Below are 24,991 nucleotides of genomic sequence, written 5' to 3'. Positions count from 1 at the left end.
CGGTCAGTCGGCGCAGAGGTGGCGCCGCAGGAACTCGATCTCGGCCCGGACCGCGACGTCGTACTCGTCGAGGAACGGCGCATAGTGCCCGCCCGGCACTCGCACGAGTTCTCCGTACGGTGCCTGCTCGGCTGCACGTATGCCGGGCCCGGGCAGCACCGAGCAGTCGTCGTCGCACACCACGAACAGCGCCGGACAGGTGATGCGTCCGGCCTCTCGGCCGGGACGGAAGGTCATCACGCCGAACGTCGACCGGGCGGCGATCGCCTGCAGCCAGTCGGGGTGGATTCCGCCGGGGTTGAGCGCGGCGTCCCCGAGTGCGCCGTCCGGTGTCGTCAGCAAGGCCACCTCGCCGGGCGCTCCGCCCAACGCCACGAGCCGGGCCGGTCGGCCGACGAGGCCACCGATCGCGTCGAGCACGGCACGACCGGTCATCCGCAGCATCGCGCCCGGTCGTTGGTAGCGCGCCGCGTTGCGGGTGGCGGTGGGACCGTCGACATTGGGTGACTGCGCGATCACGGCCGCGAGCTCTGGGTGCCGGGCCGCCAACCGGACGGTGTGCCCGGCCGAGGTCGAGAAGCCCCAGGCAGCGATGCGGGTCGGTTCGACCTCGGGCAACTTCGCGGCGAAGGCGATCGCCGCCTCCCAGTCGGCCGCCTGACCGCGCATGGTCTGGACCTGCCGTGGCGTCCCGGCGCTGGCACCGATGCCGCGGTGATCGAAGGCGAGGACACTGAACCCCGCGGCATGGAACTCCTGGGCGAACCGGTCGGTCCCAGGCTCCTTCGTCACGCCGAGACCGCCGGTCATCACCACGCAGGCACCGTTGGTGCCGGCGTAGTGCCATGCTGCGAGTTTCGTTCCTGCGCAGGAGAATTCAACGCTCGTACGCGTTTCAAGGGTTGTCATGACTGGCCTTCTGCTGGGTCCTTGGCAGGGGCCCGGTCGGGCTCCTGGATGTCGACCGTCGCGAGCCGTTCGGCATCGAGCATCAGGTCGATCTCGACGATCCGTGCGTCGATCACGGTCATGCCCACGACGGCGATGACGCCGTGGGACGTGCGGGCGATGATGCCCGCGGCTCCGTTGACGAGGCAGGGCTCGCACAGGGTCGCGAACCGCGGCCCGGTCGCCGCGGCCTGCCTGGCCACGTCCGTCGCTCCGGTGAGCAGTGGTGGCGCCAACTGCTTCCCGGGCCCACTGTCGACCCGGAACACCACCTGCGGATCGAGCAGTTCGAGCAACGACTCGAAGTCTCCGGCACGGGCCGCCGCGAGGAACGCATCGACCATTTCGCGCTGACGGCCCAGATCCGGATCGGGCGTCGTGGACGCGCCACGGATCCGGCGACGCGCCCGGCTGGCGAGTTGACGGGTCGCGGCGGGGGAGCGCCCGACGATCGGCGCGATCTGGTCGTAGGGCACGGCGAACGTGTCGTGCAGCACGAGGGCGACGCGCTCGGTGGGCTCGAGGCTCTCGAGCACCACGAGCATCGCCATACCGACCGAGTCGGCGAGCAGGGCGGCCTGCTCCGGACCGAGTCCGTCGTCGATGGTGACGACCGGCTCCGGCAACCAGGTCCCGATCAAGCTCTCGCGACGCGCGCGGCGGGAGCGGAGCATGTCGATGCAGACCCGCCCGACGATGGTCGTCAGCCAGCCGCCGATGTTGTCGATGTCGTTGCTACCGGTGCGATTCAGCCGGATCCACGCGTCCTGGAGCGCATCGTCGGCATCCGTGACGGAGCCGAGCATCCGGTAGGCGACCGCGCGCAACTGCGGGCGGTGCCGTTCGAACTCGTCGGTCAGCCAGGACAGCTCGTTCATGATCTCCTCGCTCGGATGGTCCTTCGGGGCGGTCACCTCAGGCCTCCAGCCTGCCGGTACCGCGGTGCCCAACGGTGCCGATAGAGCCAACGTGCCGGCGGCGGCAAGGTCGTCAGTACTGCTGCGGTGAGTTCGTCGGAGGCACCGTCCAGGACCCACGGGAGGTAGCTGGCGCCGCCACGCAGGCCACCGTTTTCCCGTCGGATGTGCGCGACGAACGCCGCCCACCCCTCCTGCCCGAGCGTCCGGTCCAGCAGCGGCAGGGCGGTGTTCTCCTCGTGCCGCATGTGTGCGGCCAGGCCCTCGGCCAGGTCGGCCAATTCGCCGATCAGCGAAGGGATCTCGCCGTCCGCGAACGCGGTCTGCACCGCAACGATCCGCGGATCGAGTTCGGCGTGCTCCTGCTCCATGGCGTCGAGCACGGTGAGCTCGGCTGTGTGCTTCAGGGCATTGCGCAACGGCGGCCAGAGCGCTCGGTCCTCGGCGGTGTGGTGCGTGTGGAGCTGCTGCGCGAACACCCGCCAGGTGTGTTCGGCGGCGGGGCTCGGGCCGTCGTCGTGTATGGCGATGAGCAGCCGTGACAGGTCGCGGTTGAACGCGTCGTGCGCGACATACATCATCGTGAAGTCGACGCCGCCCTCCAGCGACGCGCGGCGGCGACGTGCCTGGTCGGCCGTCTCGGCGGTCAGTGTCATGGTCTGCTCCTTCGCAGGCGGTGTGTTCGGCGGCGGAAGTCGTCACCGACCCACTGCACTGTCGGATCAGAGCAGCGAAATGTGACACGGTCGGCCGAACGACCTGTGATTGGATCGGAGAGCAGAACACACTCCGGCCCCAGAGCCGAGAACGACGAAGGAGCAGCACCGTGGCCTACTGGTACAACGTCGACAGCAGCAAGGTCGAGCAGGACGGCGAGACCGACCCGAAGGCCAACCTGCTGGGGCCGTTCGACACCGAGGACGAGGCCCGCAACGCACTGCAGCACGCGGCGGAGCGGACGGCCGCCTGGGACGAGGAGGACAAGGAGTGGAACGGCGACAAGTAGCGAGTGGACCGGCGACACATGACGGGGTGCGGTGTCGGCCGGTGACCGTATGGCGCACAACGGTCGTCGACCGTTGTTGAAGCCCTACCGGGCGTTGCTGGCAACGCCCGAGGCCGGTCGCTTCCTCTTCGGGTCGCTGGTCGCACGTCTCGGCGGTGCGATGTTCGGTGTCGCCGTCGTCGCGATGATCGCGGGCCGACGCGATTCCTACTCCCTGGCCGGCGGTGTCTCGGCCGCCGGCCTTGTCATGCTGGCGATCACAGCAGCCGGAGTCGGTCGGTTGGTCGATCGCTTCGGCCAGCGCCGGGTGACCCTGCCGCTCGCTCTGTGGGGTGTCTGCTGGGACGCCGTGCTGGTGCTCGCGTCCATGGCCGGGGCGCCCGCGTGGACCCTGTTCGTCGCCTATCCGATGGCCGCGATCGTCGCGGCGCCGGATGCCATGAGTCGGGCCCGCTGGGCGTATCTGTTGGAAGGGCAACCGGATCGCCTGCACACGGCGATGTCCTTGGAGCAGGTGCTCGACGAGTTCTCCTTCGTCATCGGGCCCGCTGTGGCGGTCCTGCTGGCGACCACGGTCACGCCCGAGGCCGGCTTCATCGCCGCGTCCGTGCTGTATGCCGTGGGGTCGTTCCTCTTCGTCAGTGCCCGATCCACCGAGCCGCCCGTGACACCGATCGACCATGCTCGGTCACAGAGCGTGGCGCGCAATGCTCCGGTTCTGGTCGTCGCTCTGATCATGGTCCTCACCGGCGGCATTCTCGGCGCCAATGACGTTGTCACGCTTGCGTTCTCGGCCGAGCACGGCCACAAGAACCTCGCCGGCCTCATTCTCGCGGTCTTCGCGATCGGGTCCGGCGCCGCCGCGATCGTCTATGGCGCCAAGGCGATGAAGGGGTCGTTGTCGCGTGCGCTCCTGCTCGGAACCATCGCGATGTGCGTCCTGGAGGCGCCGATCCTGTTGGTGGATAACCTGATTGCGCTGACGGTCGTGTTGCTGATCGCGGGAGGCGCCACCGCGCCCACGTTGATCACCTCGATGAAGCTCGCGCAGACGCTGGTCCGCCCCGGCCAGGTGAACGAGTCGATGGGTGTCGTCTTCACCGGACTGCTCATCGGCGTCGCGGCCGGCTCGGCGCTCAGTGGTGCTGTCGTGGAGCGCTGGGGCGCACACGCCGGCTACTTCGTGCCTGTCGGATCCGGGGTCGGCGCAATCGTCCTGGCCGCGTTGGCATTTCGGCTCCTGCGGCGCACGCCGACGGCAGCAGATCAGCTCGCGGTCTGAGGCGGCAGCGGACCCGTCGTCTTGCGGACGATGAGATGCGTCTCGAGTTGGAACGGGTGCGAGAACGCCTTGGGATCGTCGGCCAGGGTGAGGACCCGTTCGACGGCGACCTTGCCCATCTCGACCAGTGGCTGGTTGACGGTCGTCAGCGGGATCGGTGCCCAGCGTGCCATCAGAGTGTCGTCGAATCCCACCACGGACAGGTCGCGGGGGACCGTCATACCGCGCTCCATGGCGGCACGAAGCGCACCGAGCGCACTGGCATCGCTGGAGGCGAAGATCGCTGTCGGCGGGTCGGGCAGTGCGAGCAACTGATGTGCCGCGGCGAGGCTGGGCTCCACGGCATACACGTCACCGAGCACGAGGTCGGGGTCGAACTCGATCCCGGCGTCCGTCAGCGCACTGGTGTAGCCGTGCAGGCGGTCCCGGGCGGGCTGTGAGTTCGGCGGTCCGTTGAGGAATCCGATGCGGCGATGACCGAGGTCGAGCAGGTGTCGTGTGGCCTCCCGCCCGCCGGCCCAGTTCGTCGCGGAGATCGAGACGGTCGACTTGGTCGTCGTACCGATCGGGTCCACGACGACGAGTGCGATGCCCGCGTCGGCGCACCACTGCAGCTCGCGGTCGGTCAGTGGAGTGGTCACGGTGACGAGTGCACCGATGCCCCGAGCGGCGACCGAGTCGAACCACCGCTCGGTCAGGCAGTCGGTGCGGCCGCCGCCGAGCATCCGCTCGACGATCAGTGATTGGCCGAGTCGGGCGGCCGCTTCGGTCGCGCCGCTGAGCACCGAGAGCGAGTAGGGGCTGATCAGGTCGTCGAAGAGGATCAGCACCGAGTTGTCGCGCTGCCGGGCACGGCGCGGTGCGCTGTAGCCGAGGTTCGCCGCCGAACGCAGCACGCGTTCGCGGGTTGTGGGACTCACGTCGGGCCGCCCGTTGAGGACCTTCGACGCGGTCGACAGGGAGACGCCGGCGTCGGCTGCCACCGCCCGCAGTGTGGAAGTCATGCCGCCCCCGATCTCGTTGAAAATGCTTGACCCGTGGCCGGGCCGGACATAGATTAACCCGAACCGAAAACTTTCCGAAAGTTTCGGACTGCCCTGAAGGAGCATCCCATGTCCGTGTCACGTCGTCAGCTTCTGATGGGTGCGGTTGCCTCCGCGCCCCTGTTCGCACTGACTGCCTGCGGTAGCGGCGGAGGACGGACCGGCGGAGGTGGCGGTGGCGGCGGCGGACTCTCCGCGTGGGCGCTGACCGGCGGCCCGGAGCAGGTATTCAAGGACAGCTTCGCGGCCTGGAACAAGGACAATCCGGATCACAAGTTCAACGTGCAGTACTTCGCGAACGACTCGTACAAGCAGAAGATCCGTACCTCGGTCGGATCCGGCAAGGGCCCGACGCTCATCTACTCGTGGGCCGGCGGCACCTTGAAGGACTATGTCGCGAGCAAGGACGTCGTCGACATCACGGACAAGATCCCGAACCTCACCAAGCGCGCGATTCCTTCGGTGCTCGAGGTCGGCAAGGTCGACGGCAAGGTGTATGCCGTGCCGATCAACAACTCCCAGCCCGAGCTCATCTACTACAACAAGAAGCTCTTCAAGCAGGCCGGTGTCGAGGTGCCGAAGACCTGGAGCGAGCTGCTCGACGCGGTGAAGAAATTCAAGGCCAAGGGCATCCTGCCGATCGCGCTCGCCGGCCAGAGCCAGTGGCCGGAGCTGATGTGGATCGAGTTCCTCGTGGACCGCATCGGCGGCCCGGAGCCCTTCAACAAGGCGTTCCAGCAGAAGAAGGGCGCCTGGTCCGACCCAGCGTTCGCGAAGGCGTTCGCCAAGCTGAAGGAACTCATCGACGCCGGTGGCTTCGGCAACAAGTTCGGCTCGGTCGTCGCGGACAACAATGCCGATGCCGCCCTGGTCTACACGGACAAGGCCGCCATGCTGCTGCAGGGCAACTGGGTCTACACGACGTTCACCACCGACGCGAAGAAGTGGGTGGAGGCGGGCAACCTGGGTTGGTTCGCGTTCCCGTCGGTCGAGGGCGGTGTCGGAGACGCGAGCAACGTCTATGGCAACCCCGCCAACTACTTCTCGGTGTCCGCGAAGGCGTCGAAGGAGGACCAGGACCAGGCGGCGAAGTTCCTGGACAAGTACAACCTGAACGACAAGGCCTGCCAGGAGCTCATCGACATGGGCCTGATCCCGGCCGTGCAGAACATCGAGAGCAAGCTCGACGCGAGCAAGGACAAGGACTTCCTGCTCTTCACCTACAACCAGACCAAGAACGCGAAGAGCTTCCAATTGTCCTGGGACCAGGCGCTGTCCGACTCCCAGGCGCAGACGGTGCTGGCCAAGTTGTCGTCCTTCTTCCTCGGCAAGGCCACCGCGCAGGACTTCATCTCGGCGATGAACGGCACGATCAAATGAGCTCGGACGGGACCGTCGTCACGGCGGCGGACCGTCCGAAGGCAAGTCGCAAGGGTCCGAGCCTCTGGATGCTCGCGCCGGCGCTGGCATTCTTCGCGCTGTTCGGTCTGGTGCCGCTCGTCGGCACCGTGGTGTTGTCCTTCTACGACTGGAACGGTCTCGGTACGCCGAGCTTCTCCGGACTCGACAACTGGACCTCGGTGCTGCAGGACAGCGACACCTACCACGCGCTGTGGCTGACGATCCTGATATGCATCGCGACGTTCGTGGTGCAGTTCCCGATCAGCCTGTTGCTCGGTGTGTTCATGGCCGGCCGACAGCGGTACCGCGGTGTGCTGGCGGTGCTCTACTTCGTGCCGTTGCTCTTCTCCGCAACGGCGATCGGTATCGCGTTCAAGAGTCTGCTGGACCCGAACTTCGGCCTGTCGAACGCGCTGCACTTCGGTCTGCTGCAACAGGATTGGCTTGGCTCGCCGACGTTGGCGTTCTGGGTGGTGATCGCTGTCGTCTCGTGGTGCTTCATTCCGTTCCACTCGCTGCTGTACCAGGCGGGCGCGCGACAGATACCGCGAACGCTGTACGAAGCGGCCGAACTCGACGGTGCGGGGCGGGTGCGGTGCTTCTTCAGCATCACCCTGCCGCAGCTGAAGTACACGATCGTGACGAGTACGACGCTGATGATCGTCGGGACACTCACAGCCTTCGACCTCATCTACGTGATGACGAACGGTGGCCCCGGCGATGCGACCCGGGTCCTGCCGGTGGACATGTACCTCGAGGGGTTCAAGAGCAATGACATGGGTGTTGCGAGTGTCATCGCCGTCATCCTGATCGTGCTCGGTCTGTCCTTCTCGCTGGTGCTCAACCGACTGAGCGGTTCGGACCGCATGGAGTCCCAGATGGAGGGAGCGTGATGGCGCGGACAGCAACGCTGCGCCGCCCGAACGTGCCGGCCGGCGTGCTCGGATTCATCTGGCTGATCCTCACCATCGGTCCGATCTACTACGTGGTGATCACCAGCCTCAAGTCGCAAGCGGACTACTACAGTTCGAACGCCCTTGGCATACCGAAGAATCCGACGTTGCGCGCCTATCGAACCGTGCTGCAGAACGACTTCCTGCGCTACTTCGTCAACAGCCTCATCGTTGCCGTCGTCACGGTGGCCGTGGTCGTCGCGATCTCGCTGATGGCCAGTTACGTGATCGTCCGGCGGTCGTCGCGGATCGCTCGACTGTCGCAGCGGGTCTTCCTGTTGGGCATCGCGATCCCGATCCAGGCGACGATTGTGCCGGTCTACTACCTGATCGTGCAGTTGCATCTGTACGACACACTGCCGGCGCTGATCCTGCCGGGAATCGCGTTCGCGATCCCGATCACCGTGCTGATCCTGGTCAACTATCTGCGCGACATACCGGGTGAGCTCTACGACTCGATGCACGCGGACGGCGCGAGTGACTGGCGGACGTTCGTCAGCCTGGTGTTGCCGCTGTCGAAGCCGGCGATCACCACGGTGGCGATCTATGACGCCCTCAACTGCTGGAACGGGTTCCTCTTCCCGCTGATCCTCACCCAGAGCACGAACGTGCAGACGCTGCCGCTGTCACTGTTCAGCTACCAGGGTGAGTTCCAATCCGACATTCCGGCCGTGCTGGCCGCCGTCGTGCTGTCCTGCCTGCCGATCCTGGCGGCATACATCGTCGGGCGTCGGCAGCTGGTTGCCGGTCTGACCGCAGGATTCGGAAAGTGAGCAATGACAACTGAAGAACAGGTTCCGGCGCCGCTCTGGACCGACCCGGCACGAGACATCGACGAGCGGGTGGAGGCGCTTCTGGCGGAGCTGACTGTTGCCGAGAAGGCGGCACAACTCGGCTCGTACTGGCCCCGGCCGGAGGAGAACTCGTCCGACGGAGACGTCGCACCCATGCAGTCCGCGTTCGAGAACGGACGGCGGGATCTCGCGGGTACTGCGGCCGACGGGCTGGGCCATCTGACCCGGGTCTTCGGCTCCGGTCCGGTGGACCCGGCGACCGGCGCGCAGCAGTTGCGCGAGTTCCAACAATTCGTCGTCGATCACCAGCGGCTCGGCATACCGGCGATCGCGCACGAGGAGTGTCTGACCGGGTTCACGACTCTGGGTGCGACCTGTTATCCGGCTGCAATCGCGTGGGGCGCGTCGTTCGAACCGGAGCTCGTCGAGGCGATGGCACGACGAATCGGCAACGACATGAGGGCAGTTGGCGTGCACCAGGGCCTGTCTCCGGTGCTCGATGTCGTGCGTGACTACCGGTGGGGCCGGGTCGAGGAGACGATGGGGGAGGACCCCTATCTCATCGGTTCGCTCGGTGTCGGGTACGTCCGCGGGCTGCAGGAGGCGGGCATCGTCGCGACACTGAAGCACTTTGCCGCGTATGCCGCCTCGCGCGCCGGACGCAACCACGCGCCGGTCTCGATCGGGCCGCGTGAGCTGGAGGACGTCATCCTCGTGCCGTTCGAGATGGCGGTGCGCCTGGGTGGTGTCGAGTCGGTCATGAACTCGTATGCCGACCTGGACGGCGAGCCACCGGCTGCGTCATACCGGATGTTGACCGGGATCCTGCGTGAGCGTTGGGGATTCGCGGGCACTGTGGTCTCGGACTACTGGGCGGTGACGTTCCTGGAGTCGATGCACCGGGTCGCGGCCTCGCTGGACGAAGCCGGGGTCCTGTCGCTGTCGGCTGGCCTGGACGTCGAATTGCCCGAGACGAGTGCGTATTTCGGCCTGGCCGACGCAGTCGCCAACGGATGGCTCGACGAGGACGTGCTGGACACCGCCGTGCGCCGGGTGCTGCGGCACAAGGTCGCGCTCGGTCTGCTCGACCCGGGATGGTCCGCCGCCCCCGAGGATGCAGCGCGCGTGGACCTGGACAGCCCCGCCAACCGGGAGCTGGCGCGCACGATGGCCGAGCGCTCGATCGTGTTGGTACGTAACGAGAACGACACTCTGCCGTTGGCCGACGAGCCGCGCCGGATCGGACTCATCGGTCCGTCGGCGCAGCAGGCGCGCACCTACCTGGGTTGCTACACGTTCCCGAATCACGTGCTGTCCCGGTTCGAGGAGCACGGTGCCGGGATCGAGCTGCAGACCCTGGTGGACGCGTTGTCCGCCGAGCTGCCGTCGGCGACAGTCCGTCACGCGAAGGGCGTCGACTTCACCGACACCGATCTGTCCGGCATCCTGGAAGCCCTCGAGGTCGTGCGCGACAGCGATGTCGTGATCCTCACCGTCGGTGACCTGGCCGGCCTCTTCGGCCGAGGCACGTCGGGCGAGGGATGCGACGTCGTCGACCTGGCGCTGCCGGGCGCGCAGGCCACGCTCGTCGACGAGGTGCTCACGGCCGCACAGCAGCGTGGGGTGCCGGTCATCCTGCTGCTGATCACCGGACGGCCTTATGCGGTGGGCGAATTCGTCGACCGGACGGCGGCGATCGTGCAGGCATTCATGCCCGGCGAAGAGGGCGGCTCGGCGATCGCGGGCGTGCTGTCGGGTCGGGTGAACCCCAGTGGGAAGCTGCCGGTCGGACTGCCGGCGCTGCGCGGCGGTCAGCCCGGGACGTATCTCGGGCCGCCGCTGGCCGTCACGAATGACGGCGTGTCCAACCTCGACCCACAACCGGCATACGGGTTCGGTCACGGCCTGAGCTACACCACGTTCGAGGTCACCGACCTGGAGCTGTCCGCGGTGTCGATCGCGCCGGACGGAGTCGTTCGAGTGAGTGCCACCGTGCGCAACACCGGCTGCCTGGCCGGCGCCGAGGTCGTCCAGCTCTATCTGTCCGACCCGGTCGCACAGGTGACCCGTCCGACGCACTGGCTCGCCGGTTATGCCAAGGTCGACCTGGCCCCTGCGGCTGCGGCTCGGGTCACGTTCGAGGTGCATGCGGATCGCACCTCCTTCACCGGTCGCGCCGGCACCCGGATCGTCGAGCCCGGCGAGTTCGGTGTCGAGGTCGGTACGGCGAGCGATGCCCTGCCGCTGACCGCCGCCTTCCGGATCGACGGGGAGGTCCGCGAAGTCGGTGAAGGACGTGTGCTCGAAACACCCAGTTCCATTGTCCCGCAGGCGTTGTGACGCCATACAGCGTGATTGATCACTACCAGGAAGCAGGCAGTACCATGGCACAGACACCGACCCCCGAAGACAGGTTCTCGTTCGGTTTGTGGACCGTCGGCTGGACCGGCGTCGACCCGTTCGGCACGGCATCGCGTGCGCCGCTCGAGCCGTGGGAGTACGTCAAGCACCTGGCCGAGCTCGGCGTATGGGGCATCACCTTCCACGACAACGACGTTTTCCCGTTCGACGCGGACGAGGCCACCAAGCGGTCGCGCATCGACCAATTGAAGAAGGCCTGCGACGAGTCGGGCATCACCATCGAGATGGTCACGACCAACACGTTCACCCACCCGGTGTTCAAGGACGGTGGACTGACCAGCAACGACCGTGGCGTCCGCCGCTTCGGACTGCGCAAGATCCTGCAGGCCGTCGACATCGCTGCCGAGTGCGGCGCCGAGACGTTCGTCATGTGGGGCGGCCGCGAGGGCGCGGAGTACGACGGCAGCAAGAACGTCCACGCCGCCCTCGAGCGTTACAAGGAGGGCATCGACACCGTCGCGGCATACATCAAGGAGAAGAACTACTCGCTGCGAATCGGCTTGGAGCCCAAGCCGAACGAGCCACGCGGCGACATCTTCCTGCCGACGGTGGGGCACGCGTTGGCGTTCATCGCCGAGCTCGACAACGGCGACATCGTCGGTCTCAACCCGGAGACGGGCCACGAGCAGATGGCCAACCTCAACTACAGCCACCAGCTCGGGCAGGCGCTGTGGAGCGGCAAGCTCTTCCACCTGGACCTCAACGGCCAGCGCGGCCTGAAGTACGACCAGGACCTGGTCTTCGGTCACGGCGACCTGCTGTCGGCGTTCTTCACGGTCGACCTGTTGGAGAACGGCTTCCCCGGGCAGCCGGACGCGCCGCGCTACACCGGGCCGCGGCATTTCGACTACAAGCCGTCGCGCACCGAAAACATGGCAGGAGTGTGGGATTCGGCGCGCGCGTGCATGTCGACCTACTTGCACCTGGCCGAGAAGGCGCGCGCCTTCCGCGCCGACCCCCGGGTCACCGAGGCCATGGAGTACGCCGGCGTCATGGCGCTGCAGGAGCCGACGTTGGCCGCGGGGGAGTCGCTCACCGACTTCCTGGCTGCCGAGGACGACTTCGACGTGCAGCAGGCCGCCGAACGTGACTACGGCTTCGTGAAGCTCAACCAGCTCGCGGTCGAACACCTCACCGGGCGCTGACGGGAGCGACGCATGACTGAGACGTCGGACGTCGACCTGAGTGCGGTCCCGGTCCGGGTGAAGGCGAGCCTGCTGGTCGGCAAGAACTTCTGGACCACGATGGACGCTCCGGAGCACGGCATCGGCAGTGTCCAGGTGGCCGACGGGCCGCACGGTGTGCGGCACGCGATCGGCGACGAACTCGGTCTCAACGCGGCGTCGCCTGCGACCTGCTTCCCGCCGGCTGTGGCGGTGGGCTGCAGTTGGTCCACTGACGTCGCCCGCCGGATCGGCGAAAGCATTGCGCGAGAAGCACGTTCGCTCGGTGTCGATGTCGTGCTCGGTCCAGGGGTCAACATCAAACGTTCGCCGTTGTGCGGTCGGAACTTCGAGTACTACTCGGAGGATCCGTTGCTGGCCGGCGAGCTGGGTGTCGCGCACGTCGAGGGTCAGCAGGGCGCCGGTGTCGGTGCCTCGGTCAAGCACTTCGCGGCCAACAACCAGGAGACGGACCGGATGCGCGTTGACGTGATCGTCGACGACAGGACGCTGCGCGAGATCTACCTGCCCGCGTTCGAAGCGGTGGTCCAGCGTGCGGAGCCGGCGACGGTCATGGCGTCATACAACCTGCTGGGCGGGTTGCACGCCACCGAAAACCCGTGGCTGCTCACGACATTGCTGCGTGATGAGTGGGGGTATGACGGGGCGACGATCTCCGACTGGGGCGCCACCTGCGATCCGGTGGCGTCGGTGGCCGCAGGGCTCGACCTGCAGATGCCCGGACCGTCCGACACCGTTCTCGATGCGATCGAGGCTGCTGTCGCGGACGGCAGCCTCGCCGAAGCCGACCTCGACCGGGCGGTCGGGAGGGTGCTGGCGCTGCACCGCTGGGTCGCCGCGCAGGCGGAGCCGTTCGCCGCCGCCGGTCACCACCAGGTGGCCCGCGAAACCGCACGGTCCTGCGCGGTTCTGCTGAAGAACGACGACGCGGTGCTGCCCCTGCGGCCGACGCAGCGCATCGCGGTCATCGGCGAGTTCGCACGCAGCCCGCGGATCCAGGGCGGTGGCAGCTCGCACATCAACGCGACGCAGGTCGACTCCGCCTGGGAGGAGATCGACTCTGTTGCCGAAAATGCCGATTTCGCGCCGGGATTCACCTTCGACGGGTTCGGCGATGCCCGACTGCTGCGGGACGAGGCCGTGCTCCTGGCATCCGCGGCCGAGGTCGCGGTCATCTTCGCCGGGTTGCCGGATCACGAGGAGTCGGAGGGCTTCGACCGGGATCGACTGTCGTTGCCGCCCGTCCAGATCGAACTGATCAACGCCGTTGCCGCGGTCGCGCGGCGCACCGTCGTCGTGTTGTCGCACGGTGGCATCGTGACCGTCGAGGAGTGGCACGAGAACGTCGAGGCGATCCTCGACTGCTTCCTGCTGGGGCAGGCCGGCGGGGCTGCCACCGTGGACCTGCTCTACGGGCTCGCGAACCCATCGGGGCACCTCGCGGAGTCCGTGCCCAAGGAGCTGCGCCATACGACCGCGTACCTGAACTTCCCCGGCGACCATCTGCAAGTGCGTTACGGCGAGGGCGTTTTCGTCGGTTACCGCGGATACGAGAGCACCGGCACCGACGTGCGCTATCCGTTCGGGCACGGACTCAGCTACACGACCTTCGCCGTCTCGGACCTGACGGTCGACGTCACCGGGAACGCCACGGCCATCGCCACGCTGACGGTAACCAACACCGGAGCACGAGCGGGCCGCGACGTCGTCCAGGTGTATGTCGGGACCGAAGCCGGACCCGTGCATCGACCGATGCGGGAGTTGCGTGCCTTCGAGTCCGTGGTGTTGGACCCGGGGGAGTCCCGTGAGGTGACGCTCCACCTGGGCGACCGGGCATTCGCCTACTGGGACGTCGATGACCACGACTGGGTCGTCGCAGCGGGTGACTACCGCATCGAGATCGGCGACAACGCGCACGACATCGTTGCGGCACAGACGATTTCGCTTGTCGGCAACGAGCCGGTCCGGCCGTTGTCGCGGACGTCGTCCGTCGACGAATGGCTGGACCACCCGATCGTCGGCGGCACCGTCCTCGTCGACACATTGGCCGCCGGCCTGCCCGCGAAGGAAGCCGCATTGATCCAGGACGACCCGGCGGTGCTGCGCGTGATGGGCTCGATGGACATGCAGAAGGCGATGCAGATGTTCGGCCTCGGCGATGCGCTGCCGACGCTCGACGGACTCATCGAACGGTCTTCCGGCACGCACGGCTAGGACGTTGTGGTGGTCTCGGTGGTCTCGGTCGCCTCGGTCGCCTCGGTTGCGGGGCCGAGGCAGCCGCCCGTCCGAACGCCCTCCACTGCACTCCGCTAGCGCTCCGTTCCGTTCCACAGGTTCGGTCGGACGACCACCTCGGCCCCTTGGTTGCTCACCTTGGGTGCCCGGTGCTGTTGCCGCCGGCGCGTACTCCGCTGGCGCTCCGTTTCGTTCCGCCCGTTCGTTGGTCGAGTGCCGGAGGAGCGTAGCGGGGGAGGTGTATCGAGACCCGTCACGGCGTAGAGGGCCATGATCGAAGTGAGCAGAACCCTGCCTGACGAGGAGGAGTGCGACAGATGCCTGAGGTCACGTCCTCCGAGCGTGCGGCACCTGCCGTCGTCACGATCCAGAAGTGGAAGCGGCCCGCAGGGTCCGGGCGGTGGCGCGGTTACCTCCTCGGGCGGGACGGGTACGGCACGTGGGTGTTCACGCCCGCGCATTCGACGTTTGTCGGGGTGCACGCCGACGGGCACCAGGAGACGTGCGAGGTCGCCCAGGGCCAAGATCGCGTCGGCCGATCGTGCGTCGTCCTCCTCCCGGCCGACCGATGGTTCGTCGCGCACTGGGTCGCCGGCTCAGACCATGTGATCGACGTCGACATTGCAACGCCGCCCATGCGATTCGGCGACGTGTGGGCGTATGACGACCTCGAGCTCGATCCCTATCTCGACCGCAGCGGGGCGTTCGGCGTGGAGGACGAGGACGAATTCGAGATCGCGTGCGGGCGCGGCCGGATCGGGCCGCTGGCACGGGTTCGGTCGTTGGAGGAGGTGCACGCGTTGCGGGCGGAGCTCACCGCCGATCCGTCGCCGCTGCTGCGCGCCGGTCTCGCCCGGCTCGCCGAGGGGCGGGCGCTCGAGCTGCCGGCGCTCTAGGTGCGACGGCAGGGCCGGCACCCGACGGTGTGGCCCGCTGCGGAGATCGTTAGACTAGCTAACAATGACTGAGACGCCGGACTTCGACCTGAAACGACTCGCGATTCCGGCATACGCTCCGTCGCTTCTCTTCGGCCTCGCTGAGGGAGCCATGCTTCCCGTGGTGCCGCTCTCCGCGCGCGACCTCGGCGGATCGGTCGCCACCGCGGCGCTGATGGTCACGCTGCTGAACATCGGCTCGCTGCTCTTCAACGTCCCCAGCTCGATGATCACCGACAAGTACGGCGAGCGGCACGCGATCATCGGGGCCTCGGTCGTCGGTGTGATCTCGGCAGCCTTGTGCATGGCGGCGAACACGTTGCTGCTGTTCGGAACCGGCGCGTTCCTGATGGGAGTCAGCGGCTCGGTGTTCATGCTTGCCCGGCAGAGCTATCTGACCGAGGCGATCCCGGCGCAATACCGGGCGCGGGCGCTGTCGACGCTCGGTGGCGTGATGCGCGTGGGCATGTTCATCGGACCGTTCGTCGGTGCCGCAGCGATGGGACTCTGGCACCTGCGCGGCGCGTATGCCGTGTGCGTCGCCGCCCTCGCGCTCGCGGGTGTCCTCGGAGCGACGCTCAAGGACCTGCCGCGACACGCTCCCGACGAGGGAACGCCACCCGATGCGGCCACGGTCCGCCGCGTCCTGGTCGACTACAAGCGGGTGTTCCTGACGGTGGGCATGGGCGTCCTGCTCGTCTCGATGATCCGCGCCACTCGCCAGGCCGTCATACCGTTGTGGGCCGAGCACCTCGGCATCTCCGCGCAGACGACGTCCGTCATCTACGGCATCTCCGGCGGCATCGACATGCTGGTCTTCTACCCGGCCGGGAAGGTGATGGACATCTTCGGCCGGCGTTGGGTGACGGTCCCGTCGATGGTGGTCATGGGCGTGTCGATGATGGCGATCCCGTTGACTCACGGGGCGGTGATGCTGTGTGTCGTCGCGTGCCTGCTCGGCTTCGGCAACGGCATCGGTTCCGGCATGGTCATGACGCTCGGCGCGGACTACTCGCCATCGGTCGGGCGGGCGCAGTTCCTCGGCATGTGGCGCGAACTCTCCGACGCCGGGTCGACGGTCGGACCGGCGATCCTGTCCTGGGTCACCGCGGCGCTCGCCCTCAGCGCCGGCATTGTCGTGTCCGGTGCGTTCGGGCTGATCGCCGCGGTGGTGATGTGGTTCTCGGTGCCCACCAAGGGCGGCGGGCACCGAGAACGTCAGGACTCGAAACTCTGTGCTGCCGAAGGGAATTCGCCCGAAGCGACCTCTCGGGCGTAATCCTGTGCGGCGCGCCCGAGCTCGCCACGCAGGTCGGCGTACTTCTTGACGAAACGTGGTGCCTTGCCGCCGCGCAACCCGGCCATGTCCTGCCAGACGAGGACCTGCGCATCGCAGTGCGGGCCGGCGCCGATGCCGATGGTCGGGATCGAAAGCGCCTCGGTGACCTTCTGCGCGGCCGGCGCCGGGACCATCTCCATGACGACTGCGAAACAGCCCGCCTCCTGCAGCGCGAGCGCGTCCTCGAGCAGTCGCTCCGCGCCGTCGCCGCGGCCCTGCACGCGGTAGCCGCCGAGCACGTGCTCACTCTGCGGGGTGAAGCCGATGTGGCCCATCACCGGTATGCCGGCCCGGACCAGCAACTCGACCTCGGGGACCATCGGCTTGCCGCCCTCGAGCTTCACCGCGTGCGCCAGACCCTCCTTCATGAACCGGGTGGCGGTCTCCAGCGCCTGCTGCGGGCTGGCCTGATAAGACCCGAACGGCAGATCGGCCACGACCATCGCGTGCGAGGTCGCGGTGCTGACCGCGCGGACCAGGGGGACCAGATGGTCCACGGTCACCGGCACGGTCGTCTCGAAGCCGAAGACGTTGTTGCCCGCCGAGTCACCGACCAGCAGCACCGGGATGCCCGCCTCGTCGAAGATCTCCGCGGCATACATGTCGTATGCCGTGAGCATGGCCCACTTCTCGCCCTTGGCCTTCTTGGCCTGCAGATGCGGCACACGGACCCGTCGCTGCGGGGCCGCTTGTGCGCCGGTGCCGTACGGGGCGCTGACTTCTGAGGTTTTATCCGTCATACGTCGACCCTATCGGCGGCCGGAATGTTCAAGAGACGGTAAGGGACATGCACGGAAACATTAAAGGAACCTGGCTAAAGCCCGCGAGTTCGCACAGAAATCGTCAGGCTGATCCCGGCTCGCCTCACACCCCCGTCAGAGGCGGTCCCTTTCATAGTTGGAGGAACAGTGACAAGACGCGTCTTCAAGACGATCGCCGGGACCACGGCGTTCGCCGCAACGGCGTCCTTCGCCATCGCCGGGCTCACCCAGTCCGCCGATGCGCAGGCAGTCCCCTCGGCCGGCCCGGGTCTCACCCACCGGTCGGACAACCTGCCCAACCCGCGCGCGGAGAAGCAGGCCGCGGAGCGCAAGGCAGCAGTCGACAAGCTCGTCAAGGGCGAGGCGAAGGTCAAGACGGTCGATGGCAAGAAAGTCATCGAGCTGCAGGCGCCGGAGTCCGCCAAGAGCGCCCACGGCCGCGGCAAGGGCACTAAGCCGAAGAAGGGCAAGTACGTCCAGTACGACCCCAATCAGTCGACCAAGATCTTCGCGACGCTCGCCGAGTTCGGCACGAAGACCAAGGCAGCGACCGGAGGGACTGAGGGGCCGCTGCACAACGCTATCCCCGAGCCGGACCGCGCGAAGAACAACTCGACGTACTGGGTGAACGACTTCAACCAGGCGCACTACGACACGTTGTTCAACGGCACCGGCGAGTCCTTCAAGAACTTCTACAAGGACCAGTCGCAGGGCCGCTTCGACGTCTCGACGACCGTGAGCGACTGGGTGAAGGTGCCTTACAACGAGGCCCGCTACGGCCACAACCCGGTCGAGGGTGATGGCACCACCGAGGCCGAGGGCAGCTGGTCGTTCATTCAGGACTCGTTGACCGCTTGGTACAACAAGCAGATCAAGGCAGGCAGGACCAAGGCCCAGATCAAGGACGGGCTGAAGCAGTTCGACACCTGGGATCGTTACGACTACGACGGTGACGGCGACTTCAACGAACCCGACGGCTACATCGACCACTATGAAGCACTGCACTCCGGTGAGGGCGAAGAGGCCGGCGGCGGCGCGCAGGGCGACGACGCGATCTGGTCGCACCGCTGGGCGGTGCAATCCGGAGTCGGTACGACCGGCCCACAGGGCAACAAGGCCGGCGGTGTGCAGATCGGGGACACCGGGATCTGGGTCTCCGACTACACGACCGAACCGGAGAACGGGGGGCTGGGTGTGTTCAGCCATGAGTTCGGCCACGACCTCGGCCTCCCCGACCTCTACGACACCACCAACACCGGCGACAACACCGTCGGCTACTGGAGCCTGATGAGCAGCGGTTCGTGGCTGAACCACGGTGGCGACGCCATCGGCACGACCCCGGGCTATATGGATGCTTGGTCCAAGCTGCAACTGGGTTGGAGCGACGTCCAGACAGTGAAGTACGGCACCCCGACCGATGCCAGGCTTGGCCCGGCGGACCAAGACAACAGGGCCAAACCACAGGCTCTTGCGGTGAGCTTGCCGGACAAGAAGATCACCACGAACTACAACGAGCCGAAGTCCGGTTCGTACGAGTGGTGGAGCGGCAGTGCTGACAACCTGAACAACTCCCTCACGCGCGAGATCGACCTGAACGGGGTCAAATCCGCGTCCGTGTCGGCTGCTGCTTGGTACGACATCGAGGACGGCTACGACTTCCTCTACGGTCAGGTCTCGACAGACGGCGGAGCGAACTGGACAACGGTCGGGACGACGACAGGGACGAAGAAGGCATGGTCGACGCTGAACTTCGACCTGTCGGCCTACGCCGGCAAGCGGATCTTCTTCCGGTTCCTGTACCAGAGCGATGGTGGCGTGAGTCAGGCAGGCGCCTTCCTGGACGACTTGACGGTGACCAAGGACGACACCACCGTGACCGACAACGTCGAATCGGCGACCTCCGCGTGGACGCCGAACGGATTCACGCGGATGACCGGCACCGACACCCGCACCGTCACTCACTACTACCTGGCCGAGTCGCGCCGCTACGCCGGCTACGACACCACGTTGAAGCAGGGGCCGTACAACTTCGGCTTCACGAACAAGCCGGACTGGGTCGAGCACTACCCGTACCAGGACGGTCTGCTGGTCTGGTATGTCGACAACGAGTACAAGAACAACAACGTCACACAACATCCGGGCCACGGTCTGGTGCTGCCGGTGGACGCTCACCCGACTGCGGTGACCTGGAAGACCGGCGAAGTCGCCAGCAACCGGATCCAGTCCTACGACTCGACGTTCGGCGTCGACAAGACCGACAAGTTCACCTTGCACCGCAAGGGAACCGAGCTGAAGTTTCCGGCACGTGTGGCCGTGACCACCTTCGACGACAGCCGGTCCGATGCCTACTGGACGGAAGACAATCCGACGGGATCGGTCAAGGTCGCCCGCACCGGCACGAAGATCATCGTGCAGGGCAAGCAGGGCGACGGGCTGAAGGTCCGGGTGAAGTTCGCCAAGTAGGACCGTACCGCGCAGATCGACGGCGCCGACCGGGGGCACGACCCGGTCGGCGCCGTACTGTGTCCGACCTCCGGGCCCGAGCGGGCCGACCGCTGCGTCGGGTGGCCGCCGTGAAGTGCCGTCGATAGGGCAGGATTCGTTCTATGGATCGTCAACAGGAGTACGTGCTCCGCACCATCGAGGAACGCGACATCCGGTTCATCCGCCTGTGGTTCACCGACGTGCTCGGGACGCTCAAGTCGGTGGCCGTGGCGCCGGCCGAACTCGACGGCGCGTTTGCCGAAGGAATCGGCTTCGACGGCAGTGCCATCGAGGGGCTGGCCCGTGTCTACGAGTCCGACATGCTCGTGGTGCCCGACGCCGACACCTTCCAGGTGCTCCCGTGGCGTGGTGAGAACCCCGGGACCGCGCGCATGTTCTGCGACATCCGGTTGCCCGACGGTTCGGCCAGCATGGCCGATCCCCGTTACGTGCTGCAGCGGGCGCTGGCCAAGGCCGCCGACAAGGGGCTGACCTTCTACACGCACCCGGAGATCGAGTTCTATCTCTTCGAGAAGGACATCAAGCCCGGGCAGCCGCCGACTCCGGTGGACAACGCCGGGTTCTTCGATCACGTGCCGCATGGCACCGGACACGACTTCCGCCGCTCGGCGATCTCGCTGCTGGAGCAGATGGGCATCTCCGTCGAGTTCTCCCACCACGAGGGCGGACCCGGCCAGAACGAGATCGACCTGCGATATGCCGATGCGCTGACCACCGCGGACAACATCATGACGTTCCGGACGGTCATCAAGGAGGTCGCGCTCGAGCAGGGCGTCTTCGCGTCGTTCATGCCCAAGCCGCTCGCCGATGCACCCGGCTCCGGCATGCACACCCACGTGTCGCTCTTCGAAGGCGACCGCAACGCCTTCTTCGAGGCGGGCGCGCCGTACCAACTCTCCACGACCGCAAGGCGATTCATCGCCGGCATCCTCCGGCACGCCGGCGAGATCAGCGCGGTCACCAACCAATGGGTCAACTCCTACAAGCGCATCTGGAGTGGCGCCGAGGCGCCGCCGTACGTCTGCTGGGGGCACAACAACCGCAGCGCGATGGTGCGGGTGCCGATGTACAAACCGTCCAAGGGGCAGAGCTCGCGGATCGAGGTGCGGTCGCTGGACTCGGCGGCCAACCCCTACCTGGCATACGCGCTGGTCCTCGCTGCCGGGATGAAGGGCGTCGACGAGGGCTATGAGCTGCCGCCCGAGGCGGAGGACAACGTCTGGACGCTCACCGACCGCGAACTGCGGGCGATGGGGATCGAACCGTTGCCGGCGTCGCTCGATCACGCCATACACCTGATGGAGCACAGCGAGCTGGTCGCCGAGACGCTGGGCGAGCACGTCTTCGACTTCTTCCTGCGCAACAAGCGGGCCGAGTGGGCCGCCTATCGCGATCAGGTGACGCAGTACGAGCTGGACCAGTACCTGGGCCGGTTGTGAGGGCGTCGGACCCATCCGTCTCCCGCTCGGCCCTGGCGCGGGCCGGCTTCACCGAACCGGAACGCGCGCAGGGCATGCTCGCCGAACTCACGACGTCGCCGGAGACCGTCGCCGACCGGGTCGGGTCGCTGTCCCAGACCGCGTCGCCGGACCAGGCACTGCTCGGTCTCGTGCGCCTGGGTGAGGTGCTCCCGGAGGGCGAGAACGCCCGATTGGCAACGCTTTTCACCGATGACCGGCCGGGCTGGGATCGGCTCGTCACGCTGCTGGGGGCATCCAGTGCGTTGACCGATCACCTGGTGCGGCACCCGGAGTACTGGCGTGACGTCGTCGATGCGACGGTCCGTGAACGACCGGAGCTCTACCGTGCGCTGGCGGACGCGGTCGGCGACACCACCGGCACCGAGGCGTATGACGCGCTGCGCGTCGCCTATTACCGCCAACTCGTGCAGATCGCGGCGGTGGACCTGACCGGTGACCCCGTCGAACAGTTCCCGCAGATCTCCGAGGCGCTCGCCGAACTCGCCGGAGCCGCGGTCGCGGCAGCGCTGCGGATCGCGCGCAACACGGTCGAGGGTTCCGACACCTGCCGGCTCACCGTGATCGGCATGGGCAAGTGCGGCGGCCGCGAGCTCAACTACATCTCCGACGTCGACGTGATCTTCGTCGCCGAACCGGCCGACGGAGTCGCGGAGTCGGACGCTCTGGAGGTCGGCGGCAAGCTGGCCGTCGAGGTGATGCGTGCGTGCTCGACCTCGACCGGCGAGGGTGCACTCTGGGAGGTCGATCCGGCGCTGCGTCCGGAGGGCAAGCAGGGCCCGCTGGTGCGCACGGTGGAGTCGCACCGTGCCTACTACGAGCGGTGGGCCAAGACCTGGGAGTTCCAGGCGTTGCTCAAGGCCCGACCGATCGCCGGCGACGAGGCGGTGGGCGCGGCATACCTGGACGCCATACAGCCGATGGTGTGGCGGGCGGCCGACCGCGACAACTTCGTCGAGGACGTGCAGGCGATGCGGCGTCGCGTCGAGGACCACGTGCCGCAGGCCGAGGCCGGCCGGCAGCTGAAGCTGGGGCCCGGGGGACTGCGGGACATCGAGTTCAGCATGCAGCTGCTGCAACTGGTCCACGGACGGACCGACGAACGGTTGCGCAACAGGGGGACGCTGGCCGCCATGGAGTCGTTGTCGCGTGGTGGCTACATCGGGCGGGTCGACGCCCACGGACTCGACCAGGCCTACCGGCAGTTGCGGGTGCTGGAGCACCGCATCCAGTTGTCGCGGATGCGACGCACCCATCTGATCCCGAACAGCCCCGCCGAACTGCGTGCGCTCGGCCGGTCGGTCGGCCTGCGCGCGAACCCGGAGACCGACGTCGTCAAGCAATGGCGCGAGCGTGCGGCGAAGGTGCGGCGGCTGCACGAGCGGATTTTCTACCGGCCGCTGCTGACCGCGGTCGCCAACCTGCCCTCCGACGAGGCCCGCCTGACACGGGAGAACGCCGAAGACCGTTTCGCCGCACTGGGATTCCGCGATGCCAAGGGTGCGGTGCGGCACCTGGAAGCGCTCACCGCCGGAGTCAGCCGCCGCGCGGCGATCCAGCGAACCCTGCTGCCGGTCATGCTGCAGTGGTTCGCCGAGGAGGTCGATCCGGATCTGGGACTGCTCGCCTTCCGGAGGCTGAGCGACGCGCTCGGCTCGACGCACTGGTTCCTCAAGATGCTGCGCGACGAGGGCCGCGCCGCCGAGACGCTCGCTCGCTCGCTCGCCGGCAGCAGGTATGTCGGCCAGTTGCTCGAGAACGCCCCGTCGTCGGTGCGGGTCTTCGGTTCCCAGCACGCGCTGCAACCGCTGTCGCGGGACCGGCTGCTCACCGTCATGCGGGGTGCGGTCGACCGCCAGCCGGACGACGACGACGCGGCACTGCTCGCGATCCGGTCGGCGCGCCGGAACGAACTCATCCGCATCGCCGTCGCCGACATGAACGGCAATCTCGACCTGGACAGCGTCGAGCGCTCGCTGACCGATCTTGCCGCCGCGACACTGCAGGGCACCCTGGAGCTCGCCATACGCCATGTCGAAAAGACCAGCGGCACAACAGTTTCCACTCGCATCACGATCATCGGGATGGGTCGTCTCGGCGGTCGGGAGATGGGCTACTCCTCCGACGCCGACGTGATGTTCGTGCACGACCCGTTGCCCGACACCGACGCCCGACTCGCGCAGAGTCAGGCCGAGGAAGTGGTGGTGTTCCTCTCGAACGGCCTGAGTGCCGCCGGCCCCGACCCGGCGCTCGGGGTGGACGCCGACCTGCGCCCGGAGGGCAAGGCCGGCCCGATCGTCCGGACGCTCGCGTCGTACGCCGCCTACTACCAGCGCTGGTCCGAGGGCTGGGAGGCGCAGGCGCTGCTTCGCGCGCAACCGATCGCCGGTGACGAGGACCTCGCCCGCGAGTTCACCGATCTCATCGACCCGTTGCGTTATCCGGAGGGCGGCATCGACGTATCCGCGGTGCGCGCCATCCGGATGCTGAAGGCCCGGATGGAGGCCGAGCGCATTCCGCGCGGCGGCGACCGCCGCACCCATTTCAAACTCGGCCGCGGCGGTCTCTCCGACGTCGAGTGGACCGTGCAACTGGCGCAGTTGGAGCACGCACACGAGATCCCGGAGCTCCGGCACCCCGGCACGACCACACCCCTGCAGGTGATGGCACAGCACCAGCTGCTCGACGTGCGCGACGCCGCCGCGTTGCGGGAGTCGTGGACGCTCGCCACCCGACTGCGCAACGCATCGGTGCTCTGGCGCGGCCGTCCCGTCGACTCGTTGCCGGGCTCGCTCGCGGACGCCGACGGCATCGCCCGGATCCTCGGGTCGCCGGTCGGCTCCGGGCACGAGCTGTCCGAGCGCTACCTGCGGGTGGCGCGCCGGGCGCGGGAGGTCGTCGAACGCGTCTTCTACGGCACCGAACCGGACGCCGACCGCGACCTCGACCCGACGCGCTGCTGACGATCGATCACACCGAGCCGGCCATGGATGGTCAGCTCGGTGGTGATCAGCACCGAGATGGCCTGTGCGACCAGCAGCGTCACGAGCACCAGCAACTGCACGGCAGCTGCCTCCCAGGCACTCGCGCCGCCGAGGAGCGCACCGACGAACGCTCCGGGCAGGGTGACCAACCCGACGGTTCGCGTCTGGTCCATGCCCGGGATCAGGGCCAACGCCGCGTCGTCGCGCGCGACCACGTCGGCAGCCTCGGCGGAGGTGAGACCGATCGACAGCCCGGCCTCGAATTCGCCGTATCGCGTGCGCAGCGCTTCGTGGATCCGCTTGCCCGACAACGACGTTGCCGTCATCGAGTTGCCACCGACGATGCCGAGCACGGGTATGACGGCGATCGGCTTCAGCGGCACCAGACCGGTGGCGAGCATCCCGAGCACACCGGGCACCGCACCGCCGCAGATCGGCACGAGCGTCCACCAGGTGGCGCGACCGAGGATGCGATGGGCACTCGTGTATGACGCGACCGCGAGCATCAGGGCGCAGAACAGCAGTGAGAGCGCCCAGGATTCGAGCACCGCACCGATCAGCAGCCCGACCACGGCCAGCTGGACGCATGCGCGCAGACCGGCGGTCAGCTGCCCGGCGCCGTCACCGAGGCGTCCCCAGCGCACGATCCCGGCCGACAGCAACGTGCCGACGACGACGAAGAGCAGTACGACCAGGTCGTCGTGCCAGCCGTGCATCTGCACCAGAGTCATCTCCGCAGTATCGCCGGATGGTCCGGGAACCGGACGGCTGCCGAGGCACTGATCCGACGCAACTAGAATCACGC

At 67.4% G+C, this 24,991-nt stretch carries 19 protein-coding genes; 13 read left to right on the top strand and 6 right to left on the bottom strand.

Going from position 1 to position 24,991, the window contains the following annotated elements:
* Positions 1-3: 3 nt before the first annotated feature.
* From ACZ50J_RS14150 to ACZ50J_RS14140, 3 genes are read right to left on the bottom strand one after another with little or no spacing between them, the layout of a single operon-like run.
* Entirely contained in the window at positions 4-909 is a 906-nt protein-coding gene (locus tag ACZ50J_RS14150) for an alpha/beta hydrolase (protein WP_464297793.1), read from the bottom strand.
* On the bottom strand, positions 906-1,862 hold the full coding sequence (gene sigJ / locus ACZ50J_RS14145; RefSeq protein ID WP_464297792.1) for an RNA polymerase sigma factor SigJ: 957 nt from the start codon (positions 1,860-1,862) through the stop codon (positions 906-908). Before sigJ ends, ACZ50J_RS14150 begins: the two co-directional genes overlap by 4 nt.
* Positions 1,859-2,521: a hemerythrin domain-containing protein gene (locus ACZ50J_RS14140; RefSeq protein ID WP_464297791.1), complete on the bottom strand. Its 663-nt coding sequence runs from the start codon at positions 2,519-2,521 to the stop codon at positions 1,859-1,861. The genes sigJ and ACZ50J_RS14140 overlap by 4 nt, the downstream gene beginning before the upstream one ends.
* A gap of 170 nt (positions 2,522-2,691) precedes the next feature.
* Between ACZ50J_RS14140 and ACZ50J_RS14135 the strand changes: the two genes are divergently transcribed.
* Complete coding sequence (locus ACZ50J_RS14135) at positions 2,692-2,871, top strand: methionine aminopeptidase (protein ID WP_464297790.1); 180 nt, start codon at positions 2,692-2,694, stop codon at positions 2,869-2,871.
* A gap of 49 nt (positions 2,872-2,920) precedes the next feature.
* The gene (locus ACZ50J_RS14130; RefSeq protein WP_464297789.1) at positions 2,921-4,153 is read left to right on the top strand and encodes an MFS transporter; all 1,233 of its coding nucleotides are present in this window, start codon (positions 2,921-2,923) and stop codon (positions 4,151-4,153) included.
* On the opposite strand, the gene ACZ50J_RS14125 is transcribed toward ACZ50J_RS14130, so the two are convergent.
* Positions 4,138-5,157 carry a LacI family DNA-binding transcriptional regulator gene (locus tag ACZ50J_RS14125; protein WP_464297788.1) on the bottom strand — a complete coding sequence of 340 codons (1,020 nt, stop codon included), beginning with the start codon at positions 5,155-5,157 and terminating at the stop codon, positions 4,138-4,140. The two genes, ACZ50J_RS14130 and ACZ50J_RS14125, sit on opposite strands and share 16 nt — an antisense overlap.
* A 108-nt stretch (positions 5,158-5,265) precedes the next feature.
* Here ACZ50J_RS14125 and ACZ50J_RS14120 point away from each other — a divergent pair, with 108 nt between their 5' ends.
* From ACZ50J_RS14120 to ACZ50J_RS14085, 8 genes are all read left to right on the top strand, one after another.
* Positions 5,266-6,576 carry an extracellular solute-binding protein gene (locus ACZ50J_RS14120; RefSeq protein ID WP_464297787.1) on the top strand — a complete coding sequence of 437 codons (1,311 nt, stop codon included), beginning with the start codon at positions 5,266-5,268 and terminating at the stop codon, positions 6,574-6,576.
* Entirely contained in the window at positions 6,573-7,490 is a 918-nt protein-coding gene (locus ACZ50J_RS14115) for a carbohydrate ABC transporter permease (RefSeq protein WP_464297786.1), read from the top strand. Before ACZ50J_RS14120 ends, ACZ50J_RS14115 begins: the two co-directional genes overlap by 4 nt.
* On the top strand, positions 7,490-8,323 hold the full coding sequence (locus ACZ50J_RS14110; protein ID WP_464297785.1) for a carbohydrate ABC transporter permease: 834 nt from the start codon (positions 7,490-7,492) through the stop codon (positions 8,321-8,323). The genes ACZ50J_RS14115 and ACZ50J_RS14110 overlap by 1 nt, the downstream gene beginning before the upstream one ends.
* Positions 8,324-8,326: 3 nt before the next feature.
* The gene (locus tag ACZ50J_RS14105; RefSeq protein WP_464297784.1) at positions 8,327-10,684 is read left to right on the top strand and encodes a beta-glucosidase; all 2,358 of its coding nucleotides are present in this window, start codon (positions 8,327-8,329) and stop codon (positions 10,682-10,684) included.
* Positions 10,685-10,728: 44 nt separating this feature from the next.
* Positions 10,729-11,910, top strand: coding sequence for a xylose isomerase (xylA, locus tag ACZ50J_RS14100; protein WP_464297783.1), 1,182 nt, complete (start codon positions 10,729-10,731; stop codon positions 11,908-11,910).
* Positions 11,911-11,922: 12 nt separating this feature from the next.
* Positions 11,923-14,163, top strand: coding sequence for a beta-glucosidase (locus tag ACZ50J_RS14095; RefSeq protein WP_464297782.1), 2,241 nt, complete (start codon positions 11,923-11,925; stop codon positions 14,161-14,163).
* Between the two features lie 338 nt (positions 14,164-14,501).
* A complete protein-coding gene (locus tag ACZ50J_RS14090) occupies positions 14,502-15,080 on the top strand; it encodes a DUF402 domain-containing protein (RefSeq protein ID WP_464297781.1) in 579 nt (192 codons plus the stop codon).
* A gap of 64 nt (positions 15,081-15,144) precedes the next feature.
* Positions 15,145-16,398, top strand: a complete 1,254-nt coding sequence (locus tag ACZ50J_RS14085) for an MFS transporter (RefSeq protein WP_464297780.1) — start codon at positions 15,145-15,147, stop codon at positions 16,396-16,398.
* On the opposite strand, the gene panB is transcribed toward ACZ50J_RS14085, so the two are convergent.
* A complete protein-coding gene (gene panB, locus ACZ50J_RS14080) occupies positions 16,338-17,198 on the bottom strand; it encodes a 3-methyl-2-oxobutanoate hydroxymethyltransferase (protein ID WP_464297779.1) in 861 nt (286 codons plus the stop codon). The genes ACZ50J_RS14085 and panB overlap by 61 nt on opposite strands.
* A gap of 168 nt (positions 17,199-17,366) precedes the next feature.
* On the opposite strand from panB, the gene ACZ50J_RS14075 reads away from it, so the two are divergent.
* From ACZ50J_RS14075 to ACZ50J_RS14065, 3 genes are all read left to right on the top strand, one after another.
* Entirely contained in the window at positions 17,367-19,682 is a 2,316-nt protein-coding gene (locus ACZ50J_RS14075) for an immune inhibitor A domain-containing protein (protein ID WP_464297778.1), read from the top strand.
* A 143-nt stretch (positions 19,683-19,825) separates the two neighbouring features.
* A complete protein-coding gene (locus tag ACZ50J_RS14070) occupies positions 19,826-21,163 on the top strand; it encodes a glutamine synthetase family protein (RefSeq protein ID WP_464297777.1) in 1,338 nt (445 codons plus the stop codon).
* Positions 21,160-24,165, top strand: coding sequence for a bifunctional [glutamine synthetase] adenylyltransferase/[glutamine synthetase]-adenylyl-L-tyrosine phosphorylase (locus ACZ50J_RS14065; RefSeq protein WP_464297776.1), 3,006 nt, complete (start codon positions 21,160-21,162; stop codon positions 24,163-24,165). Before ACZ50J_RS14070 ends, ACZ50J_RS14065 begins: the two co-directional genes overlap by 4 nt.
* Here the strand turns inward: ACZ50J_RS14065 and ACZ50J_RS14060 are convergent.
* Positions 24,114-24,917, bottom strand: coding sequence for an ABC transporter permease (locus ACZ50J_RS14060; RefSeq protein WP_464297775.1), 804 nt, complete (start codon positions 24,915-24,917; stop codon positions 24,114-24,116). The two genes, ACZ50J_RS14065 and ACZ50J_RS14060, sit on opposite strands and share 52 nt — an antisense overlap.
* Positions 24,918-24,991 lie beyond the last annotated feature (74 nt).

The organism is Flexivirga sp. G2 (genome assembly GCF_055397625.1).
This window is presented reverse-complemented; position numbering and strand designations above follow the sequence as displayed.

Excerpts from the sequence above, each read along its gene's own strand:
- ACZ50J_RS14140 (WP_464297791.1), bottom strand. The coding sequence starts at position 2,521 with ATGACACTGACCGCCGAGACGGCCGACCAGGCACGTCGCCGCCGCGCG.
- ACZ50J_RS14085 (WP_464297780.1), top strand. The coding sequence starts at position 15,145 with ATGACTGAGACGCCGGACTTCGACCTGAAACGACTCGCGATTCCGGCA.
- ACZ50J_RS14150 (WP_464297793.1), bottom strand. The coding sequence starts at position 909 with ATGACAACCCTTGAAACGCGTACGAGCGTTGAATTCTCCTGCGCAGGA.
- ACZ50J_RS14125 (WP_464297788.1), bottom strand. The coding sequence starts at position 5,157 with ATGACTTCCACACTGCGGGCGGTGGCAGCCGACGCCGGCGTCTCCCTG.
- xylA (WP_464297783.1), top strand. The coding sequence starts at position 10,729 with ATGGCACAGACACCGACCCCCGAAGACAGGTTCTCGTTCGGTTTGTGG.
- ACZ50J_RS14105 (WP_464297784.1), top strand. The coding sequence starts at position 8,327 with ATGACAACTGAAGAACAGGTTCCGGCGCCGCTCTGGACCGACCCGGCA.
- ACZ50J_RS14110 (WP_464297785.1), top strand. The coding sequence starts at position 7,490 with ATGGCGCGGACAGCAACGCTGCGCCGCCCGAACGTGCCGGCCGGCGTG.
- ACZ50J_RS14095 (WP_464297782.1), top strand. The coding sequence starts at position 11,923 with ATGACTGAGACGTCGGACGTCGACCTGAGTGCGGTCCCGGTCCGGGTG.
- ACZ50J_RS14120 (WP_464297787.1), top strand. The coding sequence starts at position 5,266 with ATGTCCGTGTCACGTCGTCAGCTTCTGATGGGTGCGGTTGCCTCCGCG.
- ACZ50J_RS14115 (WP_464297786.1), top strand. The coding sequence starts at position 6,573 with ATGAGCTCGGACGGGACCGTCGTCACGGCGGCGGACCGTCCGAAGGCA.
- panB (WP_464297779.1), bottom strand. The coding sequence starts at position 17,198 with ATGACGGATAAAACCTCAGAAGTCAGCGCCCCGTACGGCACCGGCGCA.
- ACZ50J_RS14060 (WP_464297775.1), bottom strand. The coding sequence starts at position 24,917 with ATGACTCTGGTGCAGATGCACGGCTGGCACGACGACCTGGTCGTACTG.
- ACZ50J_RS14130 (WP_464297789.1), top strand. The coding sequence starts at position 2,921 with ATGGCGCACAACGGTCGTCGACCGTTGTTGAAGCCCTACCGGGCGTTG.
- ACZ50J_RS14090 (WP_464297781.1), top strand. The coding sequence starts at position 14,502 with ATGCCTGAGGTCACGTCCTCCGAGCGTGCGGCACCTGCCGTCGTCACG.
- ACZ50J_RS14070 (WP_464297777.1), top strand. The coding sequence starts at position 19,826 with ATGGATCGTCAACAGGAGTACGTGCTCCGCACCATCGAGGAACGCGAC.